This window comes from Pseudomonas sp. Teo4 (assembly GCF_034387475.1).
GTDB lineage: Bacteria > Pseudomonadota > Gammaproteobacteria > Pseudomonadales > Pseudomonadaceae > Aquipseudomonas.
This window is the reverse complement of record NZ_JAXCIL010000002.1, coordinates 1021450-1033553: the sequence shown is the minus strand read 5'-3', so window position 1 is coordinate 1033553 and position 12104 is coordinate 1021450. Positions and strand designations below refer to the sequence as shown.

The window sequence follows — 12104 nt, the reverse complement described above, 5'->3', positions numbered from 1 at the left end:
ACCTGATTCGCCTCGCCCTCTACTCAATTGGAGCCTTATGCCACGCTGCTTTTGGTGTACCGACGATCCGTTGTACCAGGCCTACCACGACCAGGAATGGGGAACACCGCAGCGCGACCCGGCGTTGCTCTTCGAGATGCTTTTGCTCGAAGGGTTCCAGGCGGGTCTTTCGTGGATCACCGTTTTGAAGAAACGCGAGCGCTATCGCCAGGTGATGTACGGTTTCGACCCGGTGCAGCTGGCGCAGATGAGCGACGAACGGATCGAAGAGCTGATGCTCGATGTCGGCATCATTCGCAACCGTCTCAAGCTCAAGGCAGCTCGGCGCAATGCCCAGGCCTGGCTGGCTGTGGATAACCCGGCCCAGTGGCTTTGGTCGTTCGTTGGCGGTGCCCCAAGAATCAACCACTTCAAGGCGCGCGACGAAGTACCGGCGGTAACCGACGAGGCCAAGGCGATGAGCAAGGCCTTGCAGAAAGCCGGCTTCACTTTTGTTGGCCCGACCATCTGCTACGCCTTCATGCAGGCCACCGGTATGGTCATGGACCACACCACCGATTGTGATCGCTACGCCGCGCTGCTGCGCTGAGGGGTTACAATGCGCGCCTTGCTGAAATAAGGAATCTGCCTGTGGAAAAGTTCAAGGGCGCCCTGATGGTCGGGGTGCTGCGACTGTTCGCCAAGCTGCCCTGGGGCGCTGTGCAACGCGTCGGCGCCGGCATCGGCTGGCTGATGTGGAAAATCCCCAACGGGTCGCGCAATGTGGTGCGCATCAACCTGGCCAAGTGTTTCCCGGAGATGGCGCCGGCCGAGCGTGAGCAACTGGTTGGCCAAGCGTTGAAAGACATTGGCAAGTCGTTCGTCGAAAGCGCCTGCGCCTGGATCTGGCCGCCGCAGCGTTCGCTGGAACTGGTCAAGGAAGTGCACGGCCTGGAAGTGCTCGAACAAGCTCTGGCCTCGGGCAAGGGCGTGGTGGGTATCACCAGCCACCTGGGCAACTGGGAAGTGCTGAACCACTTCTACTGCAACCAGTGCAAGCCGATCATCTTCTACCGCCCGCCGAAGCTGAAGGCGGTGGATGACCTGCTGCGCGAGCAACGTGTGCAGATGGGCAACCGTGTGGCGCCTTCGACCAAGGAAGGCATTCTCAGTGTGATCAAGGAAGTACGCCGTGGCGGGCAGGTAGGTATTCCGGCCGACCCGGAGCCGGCCGAGTCCGCTGGTGTGTTCGTGCCGTTCCTGGGTACCCAGGCACTGACCAGCAAGTTCGTGCCGAACATGCTGGCAGGCGGCAAGGCGGTAGGTGTGTTCCTGCATGCCCTGCGGCTGCCGGACGGTTCCGGGTTCAAGGTGTTCCTGGAAGCGGCGCCGGAAGAGATGTACAGCGATGATGTGACCGTGTCGGCGGCGGCCATGAGCAAGGTGGTCGAGCGCTATGTGCGCGAGTATCCGAGCCAGTACATGTGGAGCATGAAGCGCTTCAAGAAGCGCCCGGCTGGGGAGCCGCGCTGGTATTGAGATTGGTCACCCTCCCTGTGGGAGCGGGTTTACCCGCGAATGCGATGGTAGATTCCACGACGCATTCGCGGGTAAACCCGCTCCCACAGGGGCCGCGTTCTGCTTATGAAGCAGATGCCTTGTTCAATTTTTTCAGGAACACCGCCATCTCCTTCTCGGCCTGCTTGTCCCCATGGGCCTGCGCAGCCACGATCCCCTCCTCCCAGGCCTTGCGCGCCGCCGCCAGGTCGCCGGTCAGCTGATGCGCCTTGCCCAGCAGTTTCCACGCCGCCGAATACTTGGGGTCCTGCGCCACGCACTGCGCCAGGTGCACCGCCGCCTCGGCGCCGTTGCCTTCGTCCAGCCAGGCCTTGCCCAGGCCGAACCTCAGCAGCGGGTTATCCACACCCTTGGCCAGCATCTTTTCCAGCGATTCGCGCATGCCGATTCTCCTTAGAAGAAGGTCAAGCCGACGTGGAACAGCTTCTCCACATCACGGATATGCTTTTTATCCACAACGAACAGGATGACGTGGTCACCCGTTTCGATCACGGTATCGTCATGGGCGATCAGCACTTCCTCGTCTCGAATGATCGCGCCGATGGTGGTGCCAGGTGGCAGGGCGATGTCTTCGATGGCCTTGCCAACCACCTTGCTCGATTTCGCATCACCGTGCGCAACCGCTTCGATGGCCTCCGCCGCGCCACGACGCAGTGAGTGCACGCTGACGATATCGCCTCGGCGCACGTGGGCCAGCAGAGTGCCGATGGTGGCCAGCTGGGGGCTGATGGCGATGTCGATATCGCCGCCCTGCACCAGGTCGACATAGGCCGGGTTGTTGATGATGGTCATCACCTTGCGCGCACCCAGGCGCTTGGCCAGCAACGACGACATGATGTTGGCTTCGTCGTCGTTGGTCAGGGCCAGGAAAATGTCGGCGTCGGCGATGTTCTCTTCAAGCATCAGGTCTTTGTCCGATGCACTGCCCTGCAACACCACGGTGCTTTCCAGGGTATCGGAGAGGTGGCGGCAGCGCGTCGGGCTCATCTCGATGATCTTCACCTGATAGCGGCTCTCGATGGCTTCGGCCAAGCGCTCGCCAATCTGCCCGCCACCTGCGATGACCACACGCTTGTTGGTCTCGTCGATGCGTCGCAGTTCGCCCATCACCGCACGGATGTCTTTTTTCGCGGCGATGAAGAACACCTCATCGTCAGCCTCGATCACCGTATCGCCCCGCGGCGTGATCGGCCGGTCGCGGCGGAAGATCGCCGCCACGCGGGTGTCGACGTTGGGCATGTGCGCACGGATCTGGCGCAGTTGCTGGCCTACCAGCGGGCCGCCGTAGTAGGCCTTGACCGCGACCAGTTGCGCCTTGCCTTCGGCGAAGTCGATTACCTGCAATGCGCCGGGGTGTTCGATCAGCCGTTTGACGTAGTTGGTCACGACCTGTTCGGGGCTGATCAGTACGTCCACCGGGATATGGTCGTTGTCGAACAGTTCTTCGCGGGTGAGGTAAGAGGACTCACGCACCCGTGCGATCTTGGTCGGGGTATGGAACAGCGAGTAGGCGACCTGGCAGGCCACCATGTTGGTCTCGTCGCTGTTGGTCACCGCCACCAGCATGTCGGCATCGTCGGCCCCGGCCTGGCGCAACACGGTGGGCAGCGAGCCGCGGCCCTGCACGGTGCGGATATCAAGGCGATCGCCGAGGTCACGCAGGCGCTCGCCGTCCGTATCCACCACGGTGATGTCGTTGGCTTCGCTGGCCAAGTGCTCGGCCAATGTTCCGCCTACCTGGCCTGCGCCGAGGATGATGATTTTCATCCGCTACTCCCTAACCTTTTTCACTTAGCCGCGCGAAGCGGCAATCTTGATCAGCTTGGCATAGTAGAAACCGTCGTGGCCGCCCTCCTGGGCCAGCAGCTGGCGACCGTGTGGCTGGCGCAGGCCGGCGTCGGTCGCCAGGTCCAGCTCACGGGCACCAGGGGTGCGGGCGAGGAAGGCGTCGATCACTTCGGTGTTTTCCGTCGGCAGGCTCGAACAGGTGGCATAGAGCAAGATGCCGCCCACTTCGAGGGTCGGCCAAAGGGCATCGAGCAGCTCGCCTTGCAGCGCGGCCAGGGCCGGGATGTCGTCGGCCTGACGGGTCAGCTTGATGTCCGGGTGACGGCGAATCACGCCGGTGGCCGAGCATGGTGCGTCCAGCAGGATGCGCTGGAACGGCTTGCCATCCCACCAGCTGGCGGTGTCGCGGGCATCGCAGGCGATCAGCTCGGCGTCCAGTTGCAGGCGGTCAAGATTCTCGCGCACCCGGGTCAGGCGCTTGGCTTCCAGGTCGATGGCCACGACGTGGGCCAGGCCCGCTTCGGCTTCGAGCAGGTGGCAGGTTTTACCGCCAGGTGCGCAGCAGGCGTCGAGCACGCGTTGGCCGGGGGCCAATTCAAGCAGGTCGGCGGACAGCTGCGCGGCTTCGTCCTGTACGCTGACCCAACCCTCGGCGAAGCCTGGCAGGTTGCGCACGTCACAGGCCTCAGCCAGCAGAATGCCGTCGCGGCTGAACTTGCAAGCGCTGGCGGCAATGCCTGCCTCAGCCAGCAGAGCCAGATAGGCATCACGACTGTGGTGGCGGCGGTTGACCCGCAGGATCATCGGCGGGTGGGCGTTGTTGGCGGCGCAGATGGCTTCCCACTGCTCGGGCCAGAAGGCTTTCAGCGACTTCTGCAGCCAACGCGGGTGAGCGGTGCGCACCACCGGGTCGCGCTCCATGCCGGCGAGCAGCTCCTCGCCCTCGCGCTGGGCGCGGCGCAGCACGGCGTTGAGCAGGCCTTTGGCCCACGGCTTTTTCAGTTTATCGGCGCAGCCCACGGTTTCGCCGATGGCGGCGTGGGCCGGAATGCGGGTGTAGAACAGCTGATACAGGCCGACCAGCAGCAGCGCCTGAACATCGGCGTCGGCGGCCTTGAATGGCTTCTGCAGCAACTGCGCGGCCAGCAGATCGAGGCGTGGCTGCCAGCGGGCGGTGCCGAACGCCAGGTCCTGGGTCAGGCCACGGTCGCGCTCATCGACCTTGTCCAGTTGTGCCGGCAACGAGCTGTTCAACGAGGCCTTGCCGCTGAGGACAGCGGCCAAGGCGCGGGCGGCGGCCAGGCGTGGGTTCATTGGCCCAGCACCTTGCCGCTGGCGAACTTCTCGCGGCGGCTGTTGAACAGGTCGCTGAAGGCCAGCGCCTTGCCACCGGGCAATTGCAGGCGGGTCAGGCTCAGGGCCTGCTCGCCGCAGGCGACGACCAGGCCGTCCTTGCTGGCAGAAAGGATCTCGCCAGGGGCGCCTGTGCCTGTGGACAAGTTCGCGGCCAGCACTTTCACACTCTCGCCGTCCAGGGTGCTGTGGCACACAGGCCATGGGTTGAAGGCGCGAATCAGGCGCTCCAGCTCAACGGCAGGGCGGCTCCAGTCGATGCGGGCTTCGTCTTTGTTCAGCTTGTGGGCATAGGTGGCCAGGGCATCGTCCTGCACTTCACCCAGCAGGCTGCCATCGGCTAGGCCGGCGATGGCCTGAACCACCGCGGGCGGGCCCATTTCGGCGAGGCGGTCGTGCAGGCTGCCACCGGTGTCGTCGGCGCTGATCGGGGTAACCACCTTGAGCAGCATCGGGCCGGTGTCCAGGCCAGCTTCCATGCGCATCACCGTCACGCCGCTCTCGGCGTCACCGGCTTCCACGGCGCGCTGGATCGGCGCCGCACCACGCCAGCGTGGCAGCAAGGAGGCATGGCTGTTGATGCAGCCCAGACGCGGGATATCCAGCACCACCTGCGGCAGGATCAGGCCATACGCAACCACCACCATCAGGTCTGGCTTGAGCGCGGCGAGTTCGGCTTGTGCCTCGGCGTTGCGCAGGGTTGGCGGCTGGAACACCGGGATGTCATGGGCCACGGCCAGCTGTTTGACCGGGCTCGGCATGAGCTTCTGGCCACGGCCGGCTGGGCGGTCTGGCTGGGTGTAGACGGCCACCACTTCATAGGGGCTGTCGAGCAGGGCCTTGAGGTGTTCGGCGGCAAACTCTGGAGTGCCTGCGAAGACGATGCGCATGGAGTTCTCGCTTCAAAAAAGAAAAAGGCTTGCCGGAGCAAGCCTTCTGGAAGGGGGCGATCAGGCTTGCTGGCGGTGCTGCTTTTCCAGCTTCTTCTTGATCCGGTCGCGTTTGAGCTGAGACAGGTAGTCGACGAACAGCTTGCCGTTGAGGTGATCGAACTCGTGCTGCACGCACACCGCCAGCAGGCCTTCGCATTCCAGCTCGTACGGCTTGCCGTCGCGGTCCTGGGCCTTGACCCGCACGCGCAGCGGGCGGTCGACGTTCTCGTAGAAGCCCGGTACCGACAGGCAGCCTTCCTGATACTGGCCCATGTCGTGGGTCAGCTCTTCGACCGTGGGGTTGATGAAGACGCGCGGCTCGCTGCGGTCTTCGCTGAGGTCCATCACCACGACCTGCTTGTGTACGTTGACCTGGGTGGCGGCCAGGCCGATGCCGGGCGCTTCGTACATGGTTTCAAACATGTCGTCGATCAGCTGACGCAGGGCGTCGTCGAACTCCGTCACCGGTTTGGCAATGGTGCGCAGGCGCGGGTCCGGGAATTCGAGAATGTTCAAGATGGCCATAAGGTCAGGCAGTCACTGTGCGTTCGGTTGAAAACTGAGCACACATAATAAAGGGAATCGGGGATTTCGGCACCTGGCAAAGCTCGGCTAGGGTTTCAAGAGATGACTTCAAGCCCATTCGATGGACAGGTTGTCAAAGTATTATCAACAAAGTTATCCACAGGTTGTGCCACGTTTATGGCCCTGTTTCGATCAAGGATGATCCCCATGCCGACCCACCATTCGTCGTATTGTCCGCCTGCCGAACTGGAGGCGCGATTACGTCTGCATCGCCTGCCCGAGATAGGATTGCGTCGCTTTCGGATCCTTTTGGAAGCCTTCGGATCGGCTTCTTCTGCACTGAGCGCCCCCGCAAGTGCCTGGCGCGCCTTGGGCCTTTCAACTGCCAGTATCGATGCGCGCCGCAGTGCGCAGGTGCGCGATGGTGCTTTGGCTGCAATGGCCTGGCTAGAGCGCCCCGGCCAGCATTTACTGATGTGGGATGGGCCTGGCTATCCTGCATTGCTGGCTGAAACGGATGACCCGCCTCCCCTGTTATTCGTCGCTGGCGACCCTGCCTGCCTGGAGCAACCGCAGCTGGCCATTGTGGGCAGCAGGCGTGCTTCACCCCCTGCTCTGGACACTGCTCGGTCCTTTTCCCGAGCACTCGCGCAAACGGGTTTCACCATCACCAGTGGGCTGGCGCTGGGCGTCGATGGTGCCGCTCATCGGGCGGCATTGGAGGTTGGCGGCCGGACAATTGCAGTGCTCGGAACCGGGCTGCAAAAACTTTATCCACAGCGCCATCGTGATTTGGCGAAAGCGATTGTAGACAGCGGCAGCGCACTGGTTTCCGAATACCCGCTGGATGCTGAACCGCTGCCCGGCAATTTTCCTCGACGCAATCGCATCATCAGCGGCATGTCTCTGGGCGTGCTGGTGGTTGAGGCCAGCCTGGCCAGTGGTTCACTGATTACCGCCCGCTTGGCGGCTGAACAAGGCCGGGAGGTTTACGCCATACCCGGTTCCATCCATCACCCGGGTGCCAAGGGTTGCCATCAGCTGATACGCGATGGTGCGCTGTTGGTGGAGAGTGTGGAGCAGATCATGGATACCCTGCGTGGTTGGCAGAACCTGCCGCCTGCCGCCGTGGATAAACCCGACCATCCTCTGCTTGCCCTTCTACACGCTGCGCCACAGACCAGCGAAGGGCTAGCGCTCAACAGCGGGCAGCCTTTGGCTCAGGTTCTGGCCAGCCTGACCGAGCTGGAGCTCGAGGGCCGGGTCAGCAATGAAGCCGGGCGTTGGTTTGCCCGCTCGGCCTAAGTAAACTGCGCCCAAGGCTTAAATGCGGAGAGATACAAATGGTGAGCAGTTGGCGTGTGCAACAAGCCGCACGTGAAATTCGGGCGGGCGCGGTAATCGCCTACCCGACGGAAGCGGTCTGGGGCTTGGGCTGCGACCCCTGGAACGAGGACGCGGTGTATCGCCTGCTGGCGCTCAAGTCGCGTCCTGTGGACAAGGGGCTGATTCTGGTCGCCGACAGCATCCATCAGTTCGATTTCCTGTTCGAGGATTTCCCCGAGGACTGGATCGACCGCATGGGCAGTACCTGGCCGGGGCCAAATACCTGGTTGGTGCCGCACCAGGACCTGTTGCCGGAGTGGGTAACGGGGCAGCACGACACCGTGGCGCTGCGGGTCAGTGACCACCCGGTGGTGCGTGAGCTTTGTGCGTTGGTGGGGCCGCTGATTTCCACCTCCTGCAACCCTGGTGGGCGCCCGGCGGCCAAGACCCGGTTGCGGGTGGAGCAGTACTTCCACAATGAGCTGGATCTGGTGCTGGGTGGGGCTTTGGGTGGACGGAAGAATCCGAGTTTGATTCGTGACTTGGCCAGCGGTGAAGTCGTTCGGCCGGGGTGATTTCACGGCTGTAGGCGAGGGCTTTGCCCTCGATCGCCGGCAAGCCGGCTCCCACAGGTACTGCGCGGTCCTTGCAGGAGCCGGGTTGCTGGCGATTAAGCAGCACAGCGGCTCCAAACCATGCTTCAGATTTTTCTGATTTTGTCCCTAATTGCTGTCATGCCCGCAATTAGGGAAATATCCTACGACCTCTGTCTACCGCCATTACCTTCTCAGTGGGAACACCTGCCTCTAGTCTCCAGACCGTCGCCGAACAACTTGGCGATCGGGTGTGGTAACCCGGTAGTTCTGGAGCGCTGCAGCCTATGGCGGCTGTACGTGGGAGGCTTTTGCCTGCCGGAAGTGCCTCCAGTCCGGTTTACCACCCTGCGTACAGCTGCCACCTAACCGTGTGGTAACGGATTGGTGTCAGCTCCAACCCTGGAGCAAATTATGAAAAAGCTCGTACCCGACCCACCTCTTCCCCACACCACTGCTCGCCCATTCGGCCGCTGCGACGCCGGCCACCCCTCCCTCTTCACCGTAAACCCCGACATCTCTGCCCATGACGCCTTGGTACACGTAGCGCTCTACCTGCGCTGTGCCTACGAAACCGGCTACAAGACCCTGGATTATTTGCGTGAGGAAGGCCGCGGCATGTTCTGGTCGAACCTGCATGCGATTGAGATGGCAGAGGGATTGGTCGAGGCGATGCTGGATGGTATCGAGTCGGCGCCTGAAACATAGAAACAGGTGTGAGGCTGGTGGTGCATGTCGGGTGATCGTGTTAGGGCTGACAGGTGCCTGCCTTGAGACTTTCAGCGCCTATTAGATCGAGCGCCGCCCGCGCGGCGCATCGCGAGCAAGGCTCGCTCCTACGTCTGTTTTTGGCCAGTAACGCCTTTGACAGGCGCGCGCGACCGCCTTGTTGGTACGACGCGATATTGTGCCGTGCGCCAAAGCGTTCGCGCGCAACTCTTACAGGAATAATTGGCCCGAAACAAACGTAGGAGCGAGCCTTGCTCGCGATGCGCCGCGCGGGCGGCGCTCGATTTACGCAACAACACAAAACTCAAGGTGAGCACCTGGTGGCCATCTAGCGCCCGCCTTCCAACCTCAAGGCAATAGAACCGTCGACCCCACCGTCCTGCGCGCCGACAGCTCAGCCTGTGCCTTGGCCGCCTCGCTCAGCGGATACCGCTGCTGGATATCCACAACCAGCTTGCCACTGCCAATCATCGCGAACAGGTCGTCAGCCATGGCCTGGGTGTTCTCGGCATTGTTGGCATAGCTCGCCAGCGTTGGCCGGGTCACATACAGCGAGCCCTTCTGCGCCAGGATCCCCAGGTTTACCCCGGTCACTGCCCCGGACGCATTGCCAAAGCTCACCATCAGCCCGCGTGGCTTCAGGCAGTCCAGCGAAGTCAGCCAGGTATCGGCGCCTACACCGTCATACACCACCGGGCATTTCTGACCGTCGGTCAGTTCCAGCACACGCTTGGCAACGTCTTCACGGCTGTAGTCGATGGTTTCCCAAGCACCTAGTGCCTTGGCCCGCTCGGCCTTTTCGGCAGAGCTTACGGTACCGATCAGCTTGGCGCCCAGTGCCTTGGCCCATTGGCAAGCCAGCGACCCGACTCCACCGGCGGCCGCATGGAACAGCACGAAGTCACCGGGTTGCACGGCATAGGTTTGCTTGAGCAAGTACTGCACGGTCAAACCCTTGAGCATCACCGCCGCAGCTTGCTCGAAGCTGATGTTGTCGGGCAGCTTGACCAGGTTGGCCTCAGGCAACGTATGCACCTCGCTGTAGGCACCCAGCGGGCCCCCGGCATGGGCCACACGGTCGCCCACCTTCAGGCGGTTCACGCCCTCGCCGACCGCCTCGACCACACCGGCCGCTTCAGTGCCCAGGCCCGAAGGCAGAGACGGTGGCGCGTACAGCCCGCTGCGGAAGTAGGTGTCGATGAAGTTCAAGCCAATCGCATGGTTGCGCACACGCACTTGCTGTGGCCCGGGCGGCGCGGGGTCGAACTCCACAAGCTGCAGAACCTCTGGGCCGCCATGCTGGCTGAACTGGATACGCTTGGCCATCTCGCACTCCTGTTGTCGGGATCGGGAAAGGCCTTCTATCGGACGCCTTTGCTTGATCGCCGTCAACTGCGGCGCGCCGGCCGCCGGTGGTATGCTACGCGGCGAATTTCTTCCTGCTCCTTCCAGGTGACCCGATGACCAGCCGCACCGAGGCCGTGAAAGCCTACCTGCTCGACCTGCAAGACCGCATCTGCACTGCCCTCGAGAACGAGGACGGTGGCGCCCGCTTCGTCGAGGACGCTTGGGTGCGTGAAGCCGGTGGCGGAGGCCGCACGCGGGTGATCGGTGATGGCAAGGTGATCGAGAAAGGCGGCGTGAACTTCTCCCATGTGTTCGGCGCCGGCCTGCCACCTTCGGCCAGTGCCCACCGCCCGGAGCTGGCAGGCCGTGGTTTCGAGGCACTTGGCGTGTCGTTGGTGATTCACCCGCACAATCCGCATGTGCCGACTTCCCACGCCAATGTGCGCTTCTTCATCGCCGAGAAGGAAGGCGAAGAGGCGGTGTGGTGGTTTGGCGGTGGTTTCGACCTGACGCCTTACTACGGCAACGAAGAAGACTGCATCCACTGGCACCGCGTGGCCGAGCAGGCCTGCGCGCCGTTTGGCGCGGACGTTTACCCGCGCTACAAGGCCTGGTGTGACCGTTACTTCCACCTCAAGCACCGTGGCGAGCCACGGGGTATCGGCGGCTTGTTCTTCGATGACCTGAACGAGTGGGACTTCGATACCTGCTTCGCCTTCATCCGCGCTATCGGCGATGCGTACGTCGACGCTTACCTGCCTATCGTCCAGCGCCGCAAGGACACGCCCTACACGCCTCAGCAGCGTGAGTTCCAGGAATACCGCCGTGGCCGCTACGTCGAGTTCAACCTGGTCTATGACCGTGGCACCCTGTTCGGCCTGCAATCGGGCGGCCGCACCGAGTCGATCCTCATGTCGTTGCCGCCGCAGGTACGCTGGGGCTATGACTGGAAGGCTGTACCGGGTAGCGAAGAAGCGCGCCTGACCGAGTATTTCCTGCAGGACCGTGACTGGCTCGCCCAGTAAATCTGTGGATAACCAAGGAGCCCTCATGGACCAGTACGTCGTTTTCGGCAACCCAATTGGCCACAGCAAATCGCCTTTGATCCATCGCCTGTTTGCCGAGCAGACCGGCCAGGACCTGGAGTACAACACCCTGCTGGCACCGCTGGATGAGTTCAGCGACTGCGCCCGCGGCTTCTTCAAGCAAGGCAGCGGGGCCAACGTGACCGTGCCGTTCAAGGAAGAGGCCTTCCGGCTGTGTGAAAGCCTGACCCCGCGTGCCCAGCGCGCGGGTGCCGTAAACACCTTGAGCAAGCTGGCGGATGGCAGCCTGCAAGGCGACAACACCGATGGCGCGGGCCTTGTGCGAGACCTGACGGTCAATGCCGGGGTCGAGCTGGCGGGTAAGCGCATCCTCATTTTGGGTGCCGGCGGTGCGGTACGTGGCGTGCTGGAGCCGATTTTGGCGCACAAGCCGCAGTCGCTGGTGATCGCCAACCGCACCGTGGAAAAGGCCGAGCAGCTGGCGCGTGAGTTCGATGAGTTGGGGCCGGTGGTGGCCAGCGGGTTCGCCTGGTTGCAGGAGCCGGTGGATGTGATCATCAACGCGACGTCCGCGAGCCTTTCCGGTGAGTTGCCGCCGATAGCCGATAGCCTGGTCGAGGCGGGTCGGACGGTTTGCTACGACATGATGTACGGCAAGGAGCCGACGCCATTTTGCCAGTGGGCCAGCAAGCTTGGGGCTGCCAAGGTGCTGGATGGATTGGGGATGCTGGCTGAGCAGGCGGCTGAGGCGTTCTTCATCTGGCGGGGCGTACGGCCGGATACGGCGCCGGTGTTGGCTGAGCTGCGTCGGCAACTCGCTCGCGGCTGAGATTGTCGGGGGCCGCTTTGCGGCCCATCGCAGGCTGCGCCAGCTCCCACAGCTCCCACGGTAAGTCAGTGTAACCGCT

The 12104-nt window shown here is 62.9% G+C and carries 13 protein-coding genes; 7 read left to right on the top strand and 6 right to left on the bottom strand.

Going from position 1 to position 12104, the window contains the following annotated elements:
• Positions 1–37: 37 nt before the first annotated feature.
• Both PspTeo4_RS20940 and PspTeo4_RS20935 read left to right on the top strand, forming a co-directional pair.
• Positions 38–589: a DNA-3-methyladenine glycosylase I gene (locus PspTeo4_RS20940; RefSeq protein WP_322365850.1), complete on the top strand. Its 552-nt coding sequence runs from the start codon at positions 38–40 to the stop codon at positions 587–589.
• A gap of 41 nt (positions 590–630) precedes the next feature.
• On the top strand, positions 631–1518 hold the full coding sequence (locus PspTeo4_RS20935) for a lysophospholipid acyltransferase (protein WP_322365849.1): 888 nt from the start codon (positions 631–633) through the stop codon (positions 1516–1518).
• A 103-nt stretch (positions 1519–1621) separates the two neighbouring features.
• Here the strand turns inward: PspTeo4_RS20935 and PspTeo4_RS20930 are convergent, their stop codons facing one another.
• From PspTeo4_RS20930 to def, 5 genes are read right to left on the bottom strand one after another with little or no spacing between them, the layout of a single operon-like run.
• Positions 1622–1939 carry a tetratricopeptide repeat protein gene (locus tag PspTeo4_RS20930; RefSeq protein WP_322365848.1) on the bottom strand — a complete coding sequence of 106 codons (318 nt, stop codon included), beginning with the start codon at positions 1937–1939 and terminating at the stop codon, positions 1622–1624.
• Positions 1940–1950: 11 nt separating this feature from the next.
• The gene (trkA, locus tag PspTeo4_RS20925) at positions 1951–3324 is read right to left on the bottom strand and encodes a Trk system potassium transporter TrkA (protein ID WP_322365847.1); all 1374 of its coding nucleotides are present in this window, start codon (positions 3322–3324) and stop codon (positions 1951–1953) included.
• Between the two features lie 24 nt (positions 3325–3348).
• Positions 3349–4659, bottom strand: coding sequence for a 16S rRNA (cytosine(967)-C(5))-methyltransferase RsmB (rsmB, locus tag PspTeo4_RS20920; protein WP_322365846.1), 1311 nt, complete (start codon positions 4657–4659; stop codon positions 3349–3351).
• Positions 4656–5588 (bottom strand): methionyl-tRNA formyltransferase, encoded by a 933-nt coding sequence (gene fmt, locus PspTeo4_RS20915; RefSeq protein ID WP_322365845.1) that lies wholly within the window; start codon positions 5586–5588, stop codon positions 4656–4658. The genes rsmB and fmt overlap by 4 nt, the downstream gene beginning before the upstream one ends.
• 60 nt (positions 5589–5648) lie before the next feature.
• A complete protein-coding gene (def, locus tag PspTeo4_RS20910) occupies positions 5649–6155 on the bottom strand; it encodes a peptide deformylase (protein WP_051097836.1) in 507 nt (168 codons plus the stop codon).
• Positions 6156–6362: 207 nt separating this feature from the next.
• Between def and dprA the strand changes: the two genes are divergently transcribed.
• From dprA to PspTeo4_RS20895, 3 genes are all read left to right on the top strand, one after another.
• A complete protein-coding gene (gene dprA, locus PspTeo4_RS20905) occupies positions 6363–7460 on the top strand; it encodes a DNA-processing protein DprA (protein ID WP_322366908.1) in 1098 nt (365 codons plus the stop codon).
• Positions 7461–7498: 38 nt separating this feature from the next.
• Entirely contained in the window at positions 7499–8056 is a 558-nt protein-coding gene (locus PspTeo4_RS20900) for an L-threonylcarbamoyladenylate synthase (protein WP_322365844.1), read from the top strand.
• A gap of 432 nt (positions 8057–8488) precedes the next feature.
• The gene (locus PspTeo4_RS20895) at positions 8489–8782 is read left to right on the top strand and encodes a hypothetical protein (RefSeq protein WP_322365843.1); all 294 of its coding nucleotides are present in this window, start codon (positions 8489–8491) and stop codon (positions 8780–8782) included.
• Between the two features lie 369 nt (positions 8783–9151).
• On the opposite strand, the gene PspTeo4_RS20890 is transcribed toward PspTeo4_RS20895, so the two are convergent.
• Positions 9152–10129 (bottom strand): NADPH:quinone reductase, encoded by a 978-nt coding sequence (locus PspTeo4_RS20890; RefSeq protein ID WP_322365842.1) that lies wholly within the window; start codon positions 10127–10129, stop codon positions 9152–9154.
• A 134-nt stretch (positions 10130–10263) separates the two neighbouring features.
• On the opposite strand from PspTeo4_RS20890, the gene hemF reads away from it, so the two are divergent.
• Together hemF and aroE are read left to right on the top strand one after the other, a co-directional pair.
• Positions 10264–11175, top strand: coding sequence for an oxygen-dependent coproporphyrinogen oxidase (gene hemF, locus PspTeo4_RS20885; protein ID WP_322365841.1), 912 nt, complete (start codon positions 10264–10266; stop codon positions 11173–11175).
• Between the two features lie 25 nt (positions 11176–11200).
• Positions 11201–12025 carry a shikimate dehydrogenase gene (gene aroE / locus PspTeo4_RS20880; protein ID WP_322365840.1) on the top strand — a complete coding sequence of 275 codons (825 nt, stop codon included), beginning with the start codon at positions 11201–11203 and terminating at the stop codon, positions 12023–12025.
• Positions 12026–12104 lie beyond the last annotated feature (79 nt).